A 17,849-nucleotide genomic window follows, 5' to 3' on the forward strand; every position below is an offset into this window, starting at 1 on the left:
AAATATCCGGAATATAACTTCTACCGGATGGCCGGTATGGCGATTGACGGCAAAGCCAAAGGCGAAGCCGAAAACGAAGCCAAACCGATCGACGTCAAAGGTCTGTTGCCCTAAGGAGCCAGCAAGCATGGAAATTGCATTTTATCTGGCAGGTTTGATTGCGGTGGCCGCGACGATTCGCGTGATCACCCATACCAACCCTGTGCATGCGCTGCTGTATCTGATCGTCTCGTTATTGGCGATCTCGGCAGTCTTCTTCTCTCTCGGCGCCTACTTTGCCGCCGCGTTGGAAATCATCGTTTATGCGGGCGCCATCATGGTGCTGTTCGTGTTCGTGGTGATGATGCTTAACCTCGGCAACGTGCAGCAGCAAGAGCGCGACTGGATGAAGCCGACGGTGTGGATCGGGCCTGGCCTGCTGTCGCTGGCGCTGCTGGTGGTATTGATCGTTGCGATCCGCAGCGTATCCGATCAGGGCATCAGCGGTGAGATGGTTGACGCGAAGGCGGTGGGCATCAGCCTGTTCGGGCCTTACGTACTGGCGGTTGAGCTGGCTTCAATGCTGCTGTTGGCGGGTCTGGTTGTCGCCTTCCATATCGGCCGCGAGCACAAGCCTGGCGAGGTGCTGAGCAACGCGCCGGTGGGTGGCGAAATGGCGAGAAGAAAATCGGAGGAGCAAGCATGATCCCTCTTCAACACGGCCTGATCCTGGCGGCTATCCTGTTTGTGCTCGGGTTGACCGGGCTGCTGGTGCGCCGCAACCTGCTGTTTATGCTGATCAGCCTGGAAGTGATGATCAACGCTGCGGCGTTGGCGTTTATCGTGGCGGGAAGCTACTGGGGCCAGGCGGACGGACAGGTGATGTACATCCTGGCGATCAGCCTGGCGGCAGCCGAGGCCAGTATCGGTCTGGCGCTGCTGCTGCAGCTCTACCGTCGTCGTCATACCCTGAATATTGATACTGTCAGTGAGATGCGCGGATGAACCTATTATATTTAACAATTCTGCTACCGCTGATCGGGTTCCTGCTGTTGGCATTTTCCCGCGGTCGTTGGTCTGAAAACACGGCGGCCACCGTCGGCGTGGGTTCTATCGGCCTGGCTGCGCTGGTCACGGTGTATGTGGCGATGGATTTCTTCGCCCAGAAAGCCGCCGGCGTGCAGCTGTTCGAGCAAAGCCTGTGGACCTGGATGGCCGTCGGCAACTTCAATATCGGCGTGACCCTGGTGCTGGACGGCCTGTCGCTGACCATGCTGTCGGTGGTCACCGGCGTCGGCTTCTTCATCCACATGTTCGCTTCCTGGTACATGCGCGGTGAAGAGGGCTATTCGCGCTTCTTCGCTTACACCAACCTGTTTATCGCCAGCATGGTGGTATTGGTGCTGGCGGACAACCTGCTGCTGATGTATCTGGGTTGGGAAGGCGTGGGCCTGTGCAGCTACCTGTTGATCGGTTTCTACTACAAAGATCCGGCCAACGGCGCGGCGGCGATGAAAGCCTTTATCGTCACCCGCGTGGGCGACGTGTTCCTGGCATTCGCGCTGTTCATCCTCTACAACGAGCTGGGCACGCTGAATATCCGCGAGCTGATGATCCTGGCACCGCAGAAACTGGCGGTGGGCGATACGGCCATCACTTGGGCGACCCTGATGCTGCTGGGCGGCGCGGTCGGTAAATCGGCGCAGCTGCCGTTGCAAACCTGGTTGGCGGACGCGATGGCGGGCCCAACCCCGGTTTCCGCACTGATCCACGCGGCGACCATGGTGACCGCGGGCGTCTATCTGATCGCCCGTACGCACGGCCTGTTCCTGATGGCGCCGGAAGTGCTGCACCTGGTGGGCATCGTCGGTGCGGTCACTCTGCTGCTGGCCGGCTTCGCCGCGTTGGTGCAGACCGACATCAAGCGCGTGCTCGCTTACTCCACCATGAGCCAGATCGGTTACATGTTCCTGGCGCTGGGCGTGCAGGCATGGGACGCGGCGATCTTCCACCTGATGACCCACGCGTTCTTCAAGGCGCTGCTGTTCCTGTCGTCCGGTTCGGTGATCCTGGCTTGCCACCACGAGCAAAACATCTTCAAGATGGGCGGCCTGCGCAAGAGCATCCCGCTGGTGTACGTCTGCTTCCTGGTGGGTGGCGCGGCGCTGTCTGCGTTGCCGCTGGTCACGGCCGGCTTCTTCAGTAAGGACGAGATCCTGGCGGGCGCGATGGCCAACGGCCACATCAACCTGATGGTGGCCGGCCTGGTCGGCGCGTTCATGACCTCGCTGTACACCTTCCGTATGATTTTCATCGTGTTCCATGGCGAAGAGAAAATCAAAGCGCATGCCGGTAAAGGCATCACTCACCACCTGCCGCTGCTGGTTCTGCTGGTGCTGTCCACCTTCGTCGGCGCGATGATCGTGCCGCCGTTGCAGGGCGTGCTGCCGGATACGACCGAGCTGGCGCACGGCAGCGTGCTGACGCTTGAAATCACCTCCGGCGTGGTAGCTATCGTCGGCATTCTGCTGGCGGCCGCGCTGTGGCTGGGCAAACGTAGCCTGGTCAACAGCATCGCCAACAGCGCGCCGGGGCGTTTCTTCTCGACCTGGTGGTTCCATGCCTGGGGCTTCGACTGGCTGTATGACAAAGTGTTCGTCAAGCCGTACCTGGGCATTGCGAAGCTGCTGCAGCGCGATCCGCTGAACTCGCTGATGAACCTGCCGGCCGTCTTCTCCCGCTGGGGGAACCGCGGTCTGACGGTGAGCGAGAACGGTCAGGTGCGTTGGTATATAGCGTCTATGGGTGTGGGTGCAGTGGTCGTATTGGCTCTGTTGATTTTGGTTTAATTGAATAATTTAAACAGACGCATTTTTCGGGCGTAGCGCCGGGCAGGCGCTACGTACAAAGTTTGAAATTATTCGTATAAGGGACACAAAACGCCATGCTATTACCTTGGCTAATTCTTATCCCCTTTATCGGCGGTCTGCTGTGCTGGCAGCTTGAGCGCTTCGGTACTAAGGTGCCGCGCTGGATAGCGCTGATCGCAATGGGGCTGACGTTGGCGCTCTCTCTGCAGCTGTGGATGCAGGGCGGCTATACCTTGACCACGCCGAAAGGCATTCCGCAGTGGCAGAGCGAATTCCTGCTGCCGTGGATCCCACGCTTCGGCATCTCCATCCACCTGGCGCTGGACGGCCTGTCGCTGCTGATGGTGGTGTTGACCGGTCTGCTGGGCGTGCTGGCGATCCTCTGTTCCTGGCGTGAAATCCAGAAGTATCAGGGCTTCTTCCACCTCAACCTGCTGTGGATCCTGGGCGGCGTTATCGGCGTGTTCCTCGCCATCGACATGTTCCTGTTCTTCTTCTTCTGGGAAATGATGTTGGTGCCGATGTACTTCCTGATCGCGCTGTGGGGCCACAAGGCGTCGGACGGTAAAACCCGTATCACCGCGGCGACCAAGTTCTTCATCTACACCCAGGCCAGCGGTCTGGTGATGCTGATTGCGATCCTGGGCCTGGTGTTCGTGCACTACAACGCGACCGGCGTGTGGACCTTCGATTACGAAGACCTGCTGCAAACGCCGATGTCCCACAACGTGCAATATCTGTTGATGCTGGGCTTCTTCATCGCCTTCGCGGTGAAAATGCCGGTGGTACCGCTGCACGGCTGGTTGCCGGACGCGCACAGCCAGGCACCGACCGCAGGTTCCGTCGACCTGGCGGGCATCTTGCTGAAAACGGCGGCCTACGGCCTGCTGCGTTTCAGCCTGCCGCTGTTCCCTGAGGCTTCGCACGAGTTTGCGCCAATCGCCATGTGGCTGGGCGTGATCGGCATCTTCTACGGCGCCTGGATGGCGTTCGCGCAGACCGACATCAAGCGTCTTATCGCCTACACCTCGGTTTCGCACATGGGCTTCGTGCTGATCGCCATCTACACCGGCAGCCAGCTGGCTTACCAGGGCGCAGTGATCCAGATGATCGCGCACGGTCTGTCCGCCGCCGGTATGTTTATCATCTGCGGCCAGCTGTATGAGCGTCTGCATACCCGCGACATGCGTCAGATGGGCGGCCTGTGGGGGCGGATCAAGTTCATCCCTGCGCTGTCGCTGTTCTTCGCCGTGGCTACGCTGGGGATGCCGGGTACCGGTAACTTCGTCGGCGAATTCATGATTCTGTTCGGCAGCTACCAGGTGGTGCCGGTGATCACCGTGATCTCCACCTTCGGTCTGGTGTTCGCTTCGGTTTACTCGCTGATCATGATGCAGCGTGCTTACTACGGTGCGCCTAAGTCAGACCAGCCGCTGCAGGGCATGACCGCGCGCGAATTGTTCATCATTCTGCTGCTGGTGGTGTTGCTGGTTCTGCTGGGGGTTTACCCGCAGCCGATTCTGGATACTTCCAACGCGGCGATGAGCAACGTGCAACACTGGTTTGGTTCGTCAGTTTCAGCAATTTCAACAACAAGGCCGTAATTCGCCATGACAATAACTCCTCAACAACTGATCGCACTGCTGCCGCTGTTGATCGTCGGATTGACGGTGGTGGTTGTGATGCTAGGCATTGCGTGGCGACGCGACCACTTTATCAACGCCACCCTGACCGTGATCGGTCTCAACCTGGCGCTGCTTTCGCTGTACTTTGTCGGCCAGGCAGGCCCAATGGACGTCACCCCGCTGCTGCGGGTTGACGGCTACTCGATGTTCTACACCGGGCTGGTGCTGCTGGCGAGTCTGGCGACCTGCACCTTCGCCTATCCGTGGCTGGTCGGCTATCCGGATAACCGCGAAGAGTTCTACCTGCTGGTGCTGATCGCCGCCATGGGCGGCATCCTGCTGGCGAGCGCCAACCATCTGGCTTCGCTGTTCATCGGCATTGAGCTTATCTCGCTGCCGCTGTTCGGCCTGGTGGGCTACGCCTATCGCCAGAAGCGCCCGCTGGAAGCCGCCATCAAGTACATGCTGCTGTCCGCCGCCGCGTCGTCGTTCTTGCTGTTCGGCATGGCGCTGCTGTACGCCGAATCCGGCGATCTGTCGCTGGCCGGCCTCGGCAAGAGCCTGCAGGAAAACATGATGCACCAGCCGCTGATCCTGGCCGGCATGGGCATGATGATCGTCGGTCTGGGCTTCAAGTTGTCGCTGGTGCCGTTCCAACTGTGGACGCCGGACGTGTATCAGGGCGCGCCTGCGCCGGTTTCGACCTTCCTGGCGACCGCCAGCAAGATCGCGATCTTCGCGGTCGTGATGCGTCTGTTCCTGTATGCCCCGGCCGCCGACAACGAAGCGCTGCGCCTGGTGCTGTCGATCATCGCGTTCTGTTCTATCTTGTTCGGCAACCTGATGGCCATCAGCCAGACCAACATCAAGCGTCTGCTGGGTTACTCGTCGATCGCTCACCTGGGCTACCTGCTGGTGGCGCTGATTGCGGTGCAAACCCATCAGCTGTCGCTGGAAACCGCCGGCGTTTATCTGGCCGGTTACCTGTTCAGCAGCCTGGGCGCCTTCGGCGTGGTCAGCCTGATGTCCAGCCCATACCGCGGCCCGGATGCGGATTCGCTGTTCTCTTACCGCGGCCTGTTCTGGCATAAGCCAATCTTGTCCGCGGTGATGACGGTGATGATGCTGTCGCTGGCCGGTATTCCGATGACGCTGGGCTTTATCGGTAAGTTCTTCGTGATCGCAATGGGCGTCAGCGCACACCTGTGGTGGCTGACCGGCGCAGTCGTGGTAGGCAGCGCCATCGGCCTGTACTACTACCTGCGCGTGACCGTCAGCCTGTTCCTCAGCGCGCCGGAATCGCTGCAGCGCGATACCCCGAACAACTGGGCGTTGACCGCCGGTGGCGTCGTGGTGCTGATCTCCGCCGCGCTGGTGCTGCTGTTGGGTGTTTATCCGCAGCCGCTGATTTCGCTGGTGCAGATGGCGCAGCCGACGTTCTGATAACGCTTCAGACAGTAAAAAGGTCGCTTCGGCGGCCTTTTTTTATGGGCGAAACGGCGCTCAGCCGTAATGGGCGCTAAACGACGTTTCCAGCGCCTGCACCACCGCCCGCACGCGGGCGGCGCGTTGCAAATCGGGGTGCAGCACCAGCCAGATATCCACCCAGTCCTTGTTCTCCGGGAACAGGCGCACCAGTTCCGGGTCTTTGTCTGCCAAAAAAGCGGAGAGCAGGCCGATGCCCAGCCCGCTGCGAGTGGCGGAACGCAGCAGCAGCTGCGAATTGCATTGCAGCACGACGTTGGGCTCGTGCAGAGCCTCGCCGCAGAAATTGTTCCAGTGGCGCGGCACCAGCTCGCGCGGGAACATCAGCAGATCGTGGCCGCGCAACTGCTCGCCCTTGACCGGCATGCCGCGCCGCGCCAAATAGTGCTGAGTGGCGTACAGGCCCATTTCGATGGTGGCTAACCGTTTGATGATCAGCTCATCGTCATCGGGACGGGCGCCGCGGATCGCCAGATCTGCGCCGTGGTAAGAAATATCGGCGATGTTGACCGCCGTCAGCAGCGTGACGGTGATGGCCGGATAGCGTTCCCGCAGATCTTGCAGCGCCGGCACCACGAAGGCTTCGGCCAGGGTATCGGTAGTGGCGATGCGCACGTTGCCGCACAGGCTTTCGTCACCGCTGGCGGCTTTACGGTTGATCGCCTGCACCGCATTTTCCATCTTCATCACGTCCGCCAGCATTTCTTCCCCCAGCGGGCTGAGGGCGAAGGATTTCGGCGTGCGGATAAACAGCTTGGAGCCGAGCGCATCTTCGAAAGCGGAGAGCCGTCGGCCGACGGTCGCCTGATCGACATGCAGCTGGCTGGCGGCTTTGCGTAGCGTGCCGCAGCGCGCAACGGCGAGAAAAAATCGGGCGTCGTCCCAGTTCATTGCGCACCTCCTCTGTACAGACTGGCGGGAGGGGGAAGGAAGCGGTGTGATGCGGTGTTTATTCTGGTGTGGAGACCGAAAAAAATGCTTCGTATCATCATTATTTATAATGTTTCAGGATATGTATAAATGCATCACCGTGAAGCGGTTTTGCACCTTTATTTTTGTCTGGTAATGCTTATTCTTATCGGCGCTTATGCTGCGACCCGACGCATATTTTACACCAAGGCTACCCTAATGCATAAGCAATACGAATAAGAGCCGGTTCCCGTTATTTCTGGGCGACCGCCAAGTGGGATCGACTCTGAATCAAGTTAGCTCACGATGATATGACTGGATATAAAAAAATGGAGTCTCACGCAGAGATGCTGTGCCCCCCCGTTGCGCTGGCGACGGAGGACGGAGTCAGAGTTACCGTGGCGCCAGGCGCCGAGAAGATGGAACGCAACAACGCCGATATCATTATTCAAGGCCTTGCAGCGCGCGGCATTCAACATATCTTTTTGGTCCCCGGCAAACTGGTTTACCCGTTAATCACTTCTATTGACCGTTCCGAGATTGTCGGCATCGTCGGTGCCCATGAAACCGCATGCGGATTTATGGCCGATGGCTATGCCCGCGCCAGCCGAAAGTTTGGCGTCTGCTTGGGCATTTCAGGCCCCGGCACCATGAATTTCCTGCCGGCGATGGCCGCCGCGCAAGCCGATAAGATCCCCGTGCTGTACCTGGCCGGCAGCATCGCCACCTATCACGAGGCGCAGGGCGCTTTTCAGGACGGCAGCAACAGCGGCATCGATGAGCTGACCATCGTCAAACCGTTGCTTTGCGCCGCGATAGAAACGAAAAACAACCTGACCTTGCAGCATGAGCTGCGCCGCAGCCTCTCCAGTCTGAACCCACAGCGGAAAGGGCGCGCCTATCTGAGCGTGCCGGTCGACATGCAGAAGAAAACCGCGTTCGGCGATCGTCGCGACCAGCCTGAGCGAGTGCCGCAGCACCGTGAAGCGGCCGTGGATGTGCAAGCGGTGGAACAGCTGCTGCATGATTATCTGCTGCGCGGCCTGAACGTCGCCTGCCTGGTGGGCAACCGGATGAACAATCCGCAGGATGCCGCGCTGTTGTTGCGGGTAGCGGAAAAATACCGCTTGCCTGTCGCCACGACGTTGTCCGGCAAGGGCGCGTTTCCCGAAGGGCACGCCCTGGCATTAGGGGTCTACGGTTTTGCCGGGCATGCCCGCGCGGTAGAAACCCTCAACGGTGAAGGCGTCGACGTGCTGCTGGTGCTGGGCTGCGATCTCAGCCAGCGCGACAGTCTGAACTGGAACCCGAGACTGCACGGCAATAAAACGCTGGTGGCGATCGACGAAGACTTCGACAAAGTGAGCTCGCATTACCAGCCGGATCTGCAGATATTTTCCAGCCTGAGCGGTACGTTGCACTGTTTGTTGGCCGCGGTTGGCGATGAGGACGCGCGGCTTGGCGACGCGGCTCACTTGCGTGACGCCTGGTTGGAAGGGGTTCGCGCACTGCCGCTGGAACAGCCGCAGCCGACGTTGCAGGCGCGCATCGCCCAGGGCGAAAGCCGGCTGTATCCCGGCGATGCGATTAAACACATTCGCAGCCGCATGAATCCGGATACCAACGTCGTGGTCGATTCGGGCGCACACCGCATTTTCATGGCGCATCACTGGCTGGCGGCCGGGCGGGGGGATTATCACACCTCCAGCTCCCTGGCGCCGATGGGGTGGGCCATTTGCGCGGGCATCGGCATCAAGCTGGCGGCACCGCAGCGGGATTGCGTCGTGGTGACAGGCGACGGTTGCATGCTGATGCACGGCATCGAAATTCAGACCGCCGCGCGCTATGGCGTGAAGGTGGTGTTCGTGGTGATGAACAACAGCGCGCACGGCGCCATGCACATCGACACGCTGCAAAATCGCGGCATTTCCGCCGACTATACCGCCTTGCCCAACCATGACTGGAAAGCGTTTGCCAACAGCCTGGGGGTCGCCTCCGCGAAGGCGGAGACGCTGGAGGATCTGGACGAAGCCCTCGACGCCGCGGCGAAACATCCGGGGCCGTACCTCATCGAAGTGATGGTGGGCAACTTTGCGGCGCCTAACCGCTACTACGCCGAGAGCATCGCGGAATACGAGCAGCGCATCAAAGGACTGTAGCACAACGCTGTTTTTTCAACTCGCCAGGTTCACCGCGCGCGGCGCCTGGCATTTTTACTCGCGGCAGTCATGGAGCGATCAGATGGTTAAGTGGAGCATTTTGGCATTGTTGGCAGTATTTCAGGGGCCGGTTCAGGCTGCCGAGGGGCATGGCGAAGGCATCGTCAAAACGATGTTGCTCAAGACCGACAGCGCGTGGGAGGGCACGGCATATCGTCAGTATCCCGCCGGCGCACCGCAGATCACCATGCTGAAGGTGACGGTAGAGCCGAACAAGGTACTGGCCTGGCATACGCATCCTTGCATCAGCGCAGTGTACATGAGCGGCGGCAGCGTTTCGCTCACCGTCAGGAAAACCGGTGAACGCCGCACGTTCCGGCGGGGGGATTCGTTTACCGATACCGTGGATATCGTGCACCAGGGCGTTTCCGGCGAGCAAGGCGCCGAAATGCTGGTGTTCTTCGCTTGCGCGGACGATAAACCGTTGACGGTGAAAGCCGCCGGGTAGTGTTGATACGGCCCAGACCAAAGGCCGTTAATAAGAGAAGATCATGGTAGCTTTGTGGATGGTCGTCGCCAGCGGGTTCTTTGCGCTGATGGGTGCTTGCATCAAGTTGGCGTCGACGACGGTCGGATTTTTCGACATCATTTTTTATCGTTCTCTCATCAATGTGCTGATCGTCGCGGCGCTGATCAAGATCCAGCGCCTCGGTTTTCGCACCCGTCATCTCGGATTGCATATGAAGCGGGCGGCGATAGGCAATGCGGCGATGTACTGCGGTTTTTATTCGCTGATACATCTGCCGATCGCCACCGCCACCACGTTGGGTTATACCAATCCCCTCTTTCAGTCGGCGATCGCGTTCATCACGACCCGAGGGCAACTGACCGGTCGGCTGTTGTTTTCCGTGCTGTTGGGCTTTGCCGGCATTTTGGTATTGCTGCACCCCGACGCCCCCAACGGGGAGTACGTTGCCACGCTGGTCGGGCTGGCGGCCGGTCTGTTGACCGCGCTGGCTTACTTTAACGTCGGCAAGCTGGTGCGGCGCGGAGAGCCGGAACTGCGCGTGGTGTTCTATTTCTCGCTGGTGGGAACGCTGGTTGGCGGCCTGATGACTGCGTTACTGGGCTTTTCCTTGCTGGACGGCGCAATGCTGCTGTGCGTCTGCGCCATCGGCGTCTTCGGCAGCCTGGGGCAGATCGCCATGACTCGCGCCTACGGGGGCGGCAATGCGGTGATTGTCAGCATTCTCTCTTACAGCACCATTATTTTCTCTACGCTGCTTGGCTATCTGATATTTGGCGAACAGCAGTCTTATATCGCCGCCGCCGGTATGGCGCTGATCGTGTTGTCCGGCGCGTTGGCGGTGCGCAAGCGTGCTTCGGCCAAGTCCGAGCAGGCGGCGGTGGCATAACGTGATAAGGAACGAAACAATGAACATGCGTCCGGTTGGCGGCATGGCGATGGCGGTCTTGTTTGGCATGGTGGCGACGTTGATGATGGATGGGGTGAACAGTGTCGCCTCCAGCGTCGGTCTCATCGGCAAGCTCAACCTGGCCTTCATCGGCAAACTGATGAATCAATGGCTGCAGGGGCAATTTTGGTTTTTGCGGCCTGGCGACATTCCCGATGTGCCAGAGGCTCTGATGATGGGCTACGGCGCGCACTATTTTGCCGGCATTAGCCTGGCGATCCCGTTCTATTGCCTGATCTGCCCGCGCATTAAGTCCGGGGGTGGCCTGTTCGTCGGGGCGCTGACGTATGGCCTGGCCTGCTCGCTGATCTCGCTGTGCTTCATTTATCCCTCGGTGGGGTTGGGGCTTTGGGGAATGGCCGGCAAAAATCCGGCTTTGCTGATCGCCAGCCTGGCCAACCATGCAGTGTATGGCGTGGCATTGGGCGGTTGCGCCATCGCCTGGCGGCGTCGCATGCTGCAGAAATGCATGCCTGACGCTGCGATGCTGCATTAATGAATCACGATGATGCATTCTTGGCTATTTTGGGCGTGATAGCCCAACGCTATGATAAGCGCGCTTCCTTAAGCCGCGTGGCCTACGGGAAGGCGCATTTATTTAGGGCGAATGCCTGATCGATTCGGGAGTTGAACATGTCAGAAAGTATCGCCGTTGAAGAAACGGCTAAAGCGAAGGCGGGTACATCGCATTTCGCTATATTGCTGTTTCTGGCGTTGGCATTGATGTCAGCGCTGTTGAACAGCAGCGCGCCGACGCCGCTTTATCCGCTTTATCAACATGAGCTGGCGTTGAGCTCGGTCAGCCTGACGATCATCTACGGCGCTTATGCCGCCGGCGTGCTGATTTCGCTGTTCGGCGTAGGCAATATGGCGGGGAAAGTAAAAGACCTGCGCAGCATGATCGTGCCGGCGCTGTTGGTGGTGTTGCTTGGCGCGCTGCTGTTTTCGGTGGCGTCATCGTTCTTCATGATGTTTATGGCGCGGCTGCTGGCCGGCGTCGGCACCGGCGCCCTGACCGGTGCGGCGAATATCGCGTTGGTGCGTTTCGGGCCGCAGGACGGCGGAAAAAATGCGGCGTTGATCGCGACGCTGTCCTTTACCACCGGATTGGCCCTGGGCCCGATCTTTAGCGGCGTCGCCCTGCAAACCGGTTTTCATACCACGTCATTGCCGTTCATCATCATCATGGCCATCGCCGCCGTCGCCGCACTGGGCGTGATGCTGCGTTGGCCGCGAGAGGCGGTGGCGGCGCAGGCCGATAGCGCAGCGGCGGATAACGCGCCGGTGGCGAAGAGCTCTCTGGCGGATGGCCTGCGCGCGACCGGCGGCAAATTCTTCCTGTGCGCCGGGGCGTTGTTCATTTGTTGGGCGGTTGCCGCCAGCATTCTGGCGATAGGGCCGAGCGTCGCCGAAAAGCTGTTGGATATGCAGAGCCGTGGCGTCTTTGGCTATGTGGTCGCCGTCTATCTGGTGATTGCCGGCATCAGCCAGATTTTGAGTCGTCGCATCAACGCCCGCCATTCGCTGTTGTTCGGTTGCCTGGCTCAGGCTTTGTCGGTCGGGGTGTTCGCCGTGGCGATTCAGATCCATTCGCTGGCGCTGGCCGCCGCAGGCATGGCGATCGCCGGTTACGCCTATGGCGCGATCTTCGTCGGCAGCGCCACGCTGGTGAATCTGATTTCACCGAAAGCCAGCCATGCGCGTTTGATCTCCCTGTTCTACGTGATCGCGTATATCGCTAACTGGGTGCCGATCCTGTTGGGCGTTGTGATCGACCACGCCGATTTGCATTTGGCGACCCACTTGTTATTCCTGAGCAGCGCCGTGATTTGTTTGACGTTGAGCGTCATGGTAACGCGTGCGGGCTTCCCACGCTGAAACCTGCGTTCGGGAGGGGGCGACAGGCGTCGCATGTAGGCATTGCATTTGAGATCGTGATTTCCCTGGTGTTGTGTTATTCCAGCGTGCCCGTCACGCTGGCTTTTTTTTGTGATAATCATTGCTTTTTTGATATTTCCATTTCCTTGTTTACATTTTTTTCGTGATTTTAATCACGAAAAAATAACTCGCTTCGGGTAAACTGCGCGCTTTATTTTTGCCGCGGGTCACTTTATGAACGTTCTTTTCGCCATTGCCGTTACTACCGGGATCCTCTCCGGCGTTTGGGGCTGGGTTGCCGTCAGCCTGGGGCTGATCGGTTGGGCCGGTTTTCTGGGCTGCACGGCGTATTTCGCCTGCCCGCAGGGCGGGCTGAAAGGGCTGTTGATTGGCGCGTTGACCTGCTGCAGCGGCGTCTTCTGGGCAATGGCGATCATCCGCGGCAGCGAACTGGCCCCGCAGTGGAATCTGCTGGGGTATCTGCTGACCGGCGTCGTGGCGTTCCTGATGTGCATTCAGGCCAAACAGCAGTGGCTGGGGTTCGTGCCCGGCACCTTTATCGGTGCCTGCGCGACCTTCGCCGGCGGCGGCGATTGGCCGCTGGTGACGCTTTCCCTGCTGGTGGGGCTGCTATTCGGCTATGCGATGAAAAACAGCGGTCTGTGGTGGGCGGCGCGCAGCGAAAAAGCCCGCGCTACGCCGCCGGTTGGCCCGAATGTCGGCTCAAACGGTGCCGCCGAGTGAGAGACGGCAGTTCACCACCAGCGTTTGGTCACCCGGCGTTTGGGTTACGCCGGCCCATAGTGTGATGTCCTGTCGCATAACGCGGAGGTGTTTCATTCGGTGGCCTTCACGGGCGGCGCGGCAAGGGGGATAGCGGTATGTTAACCCATCGATTTGGCGATAACAATGAATGCACTTCTATTGGAAATAGCCATTTTTCAATCGGATAGATGATCTTTCCCCTCTTGCTGCCTGCGTGAGATCACGTTAAGGGTAACAAGGTTTCGTAACATGATTTTCAGTGATTTTCATCACGTTTTTACCGGTAACAATCGGCTGAGATAGAGGCCTGTCCGATTGGAGGCCTGATGGCCGGGAATCACCATGAACAATCTGTTTTCACTGGATAACAAGACCGTCTTGATCACCGGCGCCTCGCGCGGCATCGGTTTTCTGCTGGCACGCGGCCTGGCGCAGCAAGGCGCGCATATTCTGATCAACGCCACCACCGAAGAACATGCCCGGCACGCCGCCGATCGTTTGCGCGAAGAGGGGCTGCGCGCCGAGGCGGCGGCGTTCGACGTCACCGACTCTCAGGCGGTGCATGCCGCCATCGACCGTATCGAAGCGGACATCGGCGCGATAGACGTTTTGATCAACAACGCCGGCATCCAGCGCCGCCACCCGTTCACCGAGTTTCCGGAGCAAGACTGGGACGACATCATCGCCGTCAACCAGAAGGCGGTCTTCATCGTGTCACAGACCGTGGCGCGTTACATGGTGCCGCGCCGGCGCGGCAAGATAGTCAATATCGGCTCGATGCAAAGTGAGCTGGGCCGCGACACCATCACCCCTTATGCGGCGTCCAAAGGGGCGGTGAAAATGCTCACGCGCGGCATGTGCGTGGAGCTGGCGCGCTACAATATTCAGGTCAACGGCATCGCCCCCGGCTACTTCAAAACCGAGATGACGCAGGCGCTGGCCGACGATCCGGCCTTCACCGCCTGGCTGACCCAACGCACGCCCGCCGCGCGCTGGGGCGATCCGCAGGAGCTGATCGGCGCGGCGGTGTTCCTGGCCGCCGACGCCTCCGCCTTCGTCAACGGGCAACTGCTGTTTGTCGATGGCGGCATGTCGGCGGCGGTGTAACCTTTTTCCGTGGAGTCTGGAGATGAAAATTCAAACCCAGTCCTGCGTGGTCAACGGCAAGCGAGACGTGGCGGTGATCGCGCAAGAAGTGGATTATCGGGGGCAGGGAACGCTGGTGAAAATCAGCCGCGGCGGCATTTGCGGCTCGGATCTGCATTACTTCCAGGAAGGCAAGGTCGGCAATTTTCAGGTGCGTCAGCCGATGGTGCTGGGCCATGAGGTGATCGGTGAGGTGGTCGCCAGCGATTCGCCGCAGCTGCCGGTCGGGCAGAAGGTGGCGCTCAATCCCAGCAAACCCTGCGGGCAGTGTAAATACTGTCTGGCGCAGCAAAGCAATCAATGCGTCGAGATGCGCTTTTTCGGCAGCGCGATGTATTTTCCGCACGTCGACGGCGCTTTTACCCAATACAAAGTGGTGGATAGCGCGCAGTGCATTCCTTACGCCGCCGATCGCGACGACAGGGTGATGGTGTTCGCCGAACCGCTGGCGGTGGCTGTCCACGCGGCGAAGCAGCCCGGCGATGTGACGGGGAAAAAGATTTTCGTGTCCGGCGTTGGCCCGATCGGCTGTCTGCTGGTGGCGGCGCTGAAAGCGCTGGGCGCCGCCGAGATTGTCTGCACCGATCTCAGTCCGCGCTGCCTGGCGATCGCGAGGCAAATGGGGGCAAATCGGTGCCTGCATGCTGCGGACGACGATTTTAGCGACTATCAGCAGGACAAGGGCTATTTCGACGTCGCCTTCGAAGTGGCGGGACATCCGCTGTCGCTGCAGCGCTGCCTGGAGCTCACCCGCGCCAAAGGCACTGTGGTGCAGGTGGGCATGGGCGGCAGCTTCCCCGATTTTCCGCTGATGTTGTTGATTGCCAAGGAACTGAATCTGCTTGGATCGTTCCGCTTCGTGGCGGAGTTCGCGTTGGCGGTGGCCTGGCTGGCCAACGGCGTGATCGATCCGCTGCCGTTGCTGTCGGCGGAATTCGCCAGCGGGCAGTTGGCGCAGGCGCTGACGTTTGCCGGCGATAAACGCCAGGCCGCCAAGGTGCAATTGGTGTTTTAGGGTAAAAGTCCGATGGCCGCAGGCGGTGATCCTTGTCTATAGTGTAGGAACGCTTAATTTTTCAACCACGGAGATCTCACGATGGCAAGACATACGGATGCTGAGCAAACTACGCTGGATGACGATCTGAGAATGCTGACCGAGACGCTGGAAGAAGTGCTGCAATACACCGGCGATCGCGCGGATCAGGCCTATATCGACATCAAGTCGCACGCCGAGCAGGCGCTGAGTGAGGTCAAGGCGCGCTGGGCGAACACGGGCGAATCCTACTATGCGCGCGCCAAAGAAGCGGTGCACCGCACCGACGACTACGTGCGGGACAAACCCTGGCACGGCGTGGGCATCGGCGCCACCGTCGGGCTGGTGTTGGGGCTGCTGCTGGCCCGCAAATAAATCATGTCATCGGGGCGGCGCAGGCCGCCTCGTGCTTTTCTGCAGACTGTGTCGTTCATCCCGCCGTTTCCCCGATCGCTTGCCCTTATCCCGCCTATACTTCCCGCTAGCCGCCGTTGGAGCGCCTCTATTTCCCTTGTTTTTGTATGGACGGATTGAGCCGGCATCGCCGCAAGTGTAAAGTATTTGTGTTTTAATTGTTTATTTTTTGTTCTAAATCAAATAATTATCTGGTGTAAACACCCAGGGATATACGGCGTTCTTGCGCTGGCGCAAAAGCCGTGAAAATAACACCTCATATAATACAGAGCGTAACTACAGGCGCGGCGTCCGTCGGCTGCGCCGGAGACGATCTCTGCTAACTGACTTGTGAGCGAACTATGTCGACAAGTGTTTTTAATCGCCGGTGGGCGGCTGTGCTGCTCGAGGCGCTGGCCCGCCATGGGGTGCGGCATGTTTGTATCGCTCCGGGATCGCGCTCCACGCCGCTGACGCTGGCCGCCGCGGCCAACCGATCGTTTATCTGCCATACCCATTTTGATGAGCGCGGGCTCGGCCATTTGGCGCTCGGGCTGGCGAAGGCGGCGCGTGAGCCGGTGGCGGTGATCGTCACGTCCGGCACCGCGGCGGCGAACCTTTACCCGGCTTTAATCGAAGCCGGCCTGACCGGTGAACGGCTGGTGTTTCTCACCGCCGATCGGCCGCCGGAACTGATCGACTGCGGCGCCAATCAGGCGATCCGTCAAAACGGTCTCTACAGCAGCCACCCGACGTTGGCGATCGATCTGCCGCGTCCGACGCCGGATATTCCGGCCGCGTGGCTGGCCTCCAGCGTCGACAGCGCGATGGCGCGCCTGCAGCACGGCGCTTTGCATATCAACTGCCCGTTCGCCGAACCGCTGTACGGCGGTGATGAGCGTCAGTATGCCGATTGGTCCGCCGCGCTGGGCGACTGGTGGCAGAGCGATCGGCCTTGGCTGCAGGAAAGCGAGACGCGTGCGGCGCCGTCGCCACAGCCGGACTGGTTCTTCTGGCGGCAAAAACGCGGCGTGGTGCTGGCTGGCCGCATGAGCGCGGAAGAGGGCGCACAGGTGGCCGACTGGGCCGAGACGCTGGGCTGGCCGCTGATCGGCGATGTGCTGTCGCAGACCGGGCAACCGCTGCCCTGCGCCGATTTATGGCTCGCGCATCCGCAGGCGCAGCGCCTGTTGCAAGACGCGCAGCTGGTGGTGCAGTTCGGCGGCAGCTTGACCGGCAAACGCCTGCTGAAGTGGCAGACGCAGTGCCGGCCGGAAGAGTATTGGGTCATCGACGAGCTGCCGGGGCGGCTCGATCCGGCCCAGCACCGGGGGCGGCGTTTGCGCGCCGGGGTGGCGCAGTGGTTGGCGCAGCATCCGGCGCAACCGCGCGCGCCGTGGGCCGCCGGGCTGGCGGCCTTGGCGGATAAGGCGCTGACGGCGGCATCCACGCATCTGCACGATAACTTTGGCGAAGCGCAGCTGGCGCACCGCCTGCCGGAGCTGCTGCCGGAGAACGGCCAGCTGTTTCTCGGCAACAGCCTGGTGGTGCGAATGATCGACGCGTTAACGAGGCTGCCTGCCGCTTACCCGGTATTCAGCAACCGCGGCGCCAGTGGCATCGACGGTCTGATTTCCACCGCCGCCGGCGTACAGCGCGCCACCGCGAGGCCGACGTTGGCGGTGGTGGGCGACCTTTCCGCGTTGTATGACCTCAATGCGCTGGCGTTGTTGCGCCACGGTTCGGCGCCGACGGTGCTGATCGTCGTCAATAACAACGGCGGCCAAATTTTCTCGCTGTTGCCGACGCCGGACGAGGAGCGCCAACGCTTTTACTGCATGCCGCAGAACGTCGAGTTCAGCCACGCGGCGGCGATGTTCCAGCTTGACTACGCGCGGCCGGAAAACTGGAGCCAGCTGCAACAGGCGGTTGAGCAAGGCTGGCGGCGCGGCGGCGCCACGCTGATAGAACTGCAGGTGCCACCGAGCGCAGGGGCCGAAAGCCTGCAATACCTGGTGCAACAGATGGCGGTGCAATGATGCTGGCGACGCGAATTTTGCAACAGGGCGAAGCGAGCCGCCCGTGGCTGGTGTGGCTGCACGGCCTGCTCGGCAACAACAACGAATGGCGGG

General features: G+C 60.3%; 16 protein-coding genes and 2 pseudogenes (1 of these 18 running past the window's edge). 17 read left to right on the plus strand and 1 reads right to left on the minus strand.

Translation table 11 applies throughout. The annotated features are described in order from the left end of the window. From ADK28_RS29460 to nuoN, 6 genes and pseudogenes are all read left to right on the plus strand, one after another. A pseudogene (locus tag ADK28_RS29460) lies at positions 1 to 114 on the plus strand (NADH-quinone oxidoreductase subunit I); the annotation flags it as partial. A gap of 13 nt (positions 115 to 127) precedes the next feature. Then, positions 128 to 685: an NADH-quinone oxidoreductase subunit J gene (gene nuoJ, locus ADK28_RS15000; protein WP_004936018.1), complete on the plus strand. Its 558-nt coding sequence runs from the start codon at positions 128 to 130 to the stop codon at positions 683 to 685. Then, positions 682 to 984 (plus strand): NADH-quinone oxidoreductase subunit NuoK, encoded by a 303-nt coding sequence (gene nuoK, locus ADK28_RS15005; RefSeq protein ID WP_004936014.1) that lies wholly within the window; start codon positions 682 to 684, stop codon positions 982 to 984. Before nuoJ ends, nuoK begins: the two co-directional genes overlap by 4 nt. Next, positions 981 to 2,828 (plus strand): NADH-quinone oxidoreductase subunit L, encoded by a 1,848-nt coding sequence (gene nuoL / locus ADK28_RS15010; RefSeq protein WP_019453716.1) that lies wholly within the window; start codon positions 981 to 983, stop codon positions 2,826 to 2,828. Before nuoK ends, nuoL begins: the two co-directional genes overlap by 4 nt. 95 nt (positions 2,829 to 2,923) lie before the next feature. Next, positions 2,924 to 4,453 (plus strand): NADH-quinone oxidoreductase subunit M, encoded by a 1,530-nt coding sequence (gene nuoM / locus ADK28_RS15015; RefSeq protein ID WP_025303660.1) that lies wholly within the window; start codon positions 2,924 to 2,926, stop codon positions 4,451 to 4,453. Between the two features lie 6 nt (positions 4,454 to 4,459). Then, a complete protein-coding gene (gene nuoN / locus ADK28_RS15020; RefSeq protein ID WP_025303659.1) occupies positions 4,460 to 5,917 on the plus strand; it encodes an NADH-quinone oxidoreductase subunit NuoN in 1,458 nt (485 codons plus the stop codon). Between the two features lie 60 nt (positions 5,918 to 5,977). Here the strand turns inward: nuoN and ADK28_RS15025 are convergent, their stop codons facing one another. Then, positions 5,978 to 6,850 (minus strand): LysR family transcriptional regulator, encoded by an 873-nt coding sequence (locus ADK28_RS15025; RefSeq protein WP_048796000.1) that lies wholly within the window; start codon positions 6,848 to 6,850, stop codon positions 5,978 to 5,980. 347 nt (positions 6,851 to 7,197) lie between these two features. Here ADK28_RS15025 and ADK28_RS15030 point away from each other — a divergent pair, with 347 nt between their 5' ends. The 11 genes and pseudogenes from ADK28_RS15030 to menH all read left to right on the plus strand — a co-directional run. Then, complete coding sequence (locus tag ADK28_RS15030; RefSeq protein ID WP_033639785.1) at positions 7,198 to 9,027, plus strand: thiamine pyrophosphate-binding protein; 1,830 nt, start codon at positions 7,198 to 7,200, stop codon at positions 9,025 to 9,027. Between the two features lie 82 nt (positions 9,028 to 9,109). Continuing rightward, entirely contained in the window at positions 9,110 to 9,535 is a 426-nt protein-coding gene (locus ADK28_RS15035; protein ID WP_048796001.1) for a cupin domain-containing protein, read from the plus strand. A 43-nt stretch (positions 9,536 to 9,578) separates the two neighbouring features. Further along, positions 9,579 to 10,442, plus strand: coding sequence for a DMT family transporter (locus tag ADK28_RS15040; protein WP_048796002.1), 864 nt, complete (start codon positions 9,579 to 9,581; stop codon positions 10,440 to 10,442). A gap of 19 nt (positions 10,443 to 10,461) precedes the next feature. Further along, positions 10,462 to 10,998, plus strand: coding sequence for a DUF2938 family protein (locus ADK28_RS15045; protein WP_033639788.1), 537 nt, complete (start codon positions 10,462 to 10,464; stop codon positions 10,996 to 10,998). A gap of 137 nt (positions 10,999 to 11,135) precedes the next feature. Continuing rightward, positions 11,136 to 12,380, plus strand: coding sequence for an MFS transporter (locus ADK28_RS15050; protein ID WP_048796003.1), 1,245 nt, complete (start codon positions 11,136 to 11,138; stop codon positions 12,378 to 12,380). A gap of 234 nt (positions 12,381 to 12,614) precedes the next feature. Next, positions 12,615 to 13,124: a DUF1097 domain-containing protein gene (locus tag ADK28_RS15055; protein ID WP_033639791.1), complete on the plus strand. Its 510-nt coding sequence runs from the start codon at positions 12,615 to 12,617 to the stop codon at positions 13,122 to 13,124. A 363-nt stretch (positions 13,125 to 13,487) separates the two neighbouring features. Further along, positions 13,488 to 14,252 carry a gluconate 5-dehydrogenase gene (idnO, locus tag ADK28_RS15060; RefSeq protein ID WP_016926915.1) on the plus strand — a complete coding sequence of 255 codons (765 nt, stop codon included), beginning with the start codon at positions 13,488 to 13,490 and terminating at the stop codon, positions 14,250 to 14,252. Positions 14,253 to 14,274: 22 nt separating this feature from the next. Beyond that, a complete protein-coding gene (idnD, locus tag ADK28_RS15065) occupies positions 14,275 to 15,306 on the plus strand; it encodes an L-idonate 5-dehydrogenase (RefSeq protein ID WP_048796004.1) in 1,032 nt (343 codons plus the stop codon). 81 nt (positions 15,307 to 15,387) lie between these two features. After that, positions 15,388 to 15,699, plus strand: coding sequence for a stress response protein ElaB (gene elaB, locus ADK28_RS15070; protein WP_028127745.1), 312 nt, complete (start codon positions 15,388 to 15,390; stop codon positions 15,697 to 15,699). Positions 15,700 to 16,079: 380 nt separating this feature from the next. Further along, positions 16,080 to 17,756 carry a 2-succinyl-5-enolpyruvyl-6-hydroxy-3-cyclohexene-1-carboxylic-acid synthase gene (gene menD / locus ADK28_RS15075; protein WP_048796005.1) on the plus strand — a complete coding sequence of 559 codons (1,677 nt, stop codon included), beginning with the start codon at positions 16,080 to 16,082 and terminating at the stop codon, positions 17,754 to 17,756. Further along, positions 17,753 to 17,849: pseudogene (gene menH, locus ADK28_RS15080) on the plus strand (2-succinyl-6-hydroxy-2,4-cyclohexadiene-1-carboxylate synthase); it runs 626 nt beyond the window's last position. The gene menD and the pseudogene menH overlap by 4 nt, the downstream one beginning before the upstream one ends.

This window comes from Serratia sp. 506_PEND, from assembly GCF_001076875.1.
GTDB classification, from domain to species: Bacteria; Pseudomonadota; Gammaproteobacteria; order Enterobacterales; family Enterobacteriaceae; genus Serratia; species Serratia marcescens.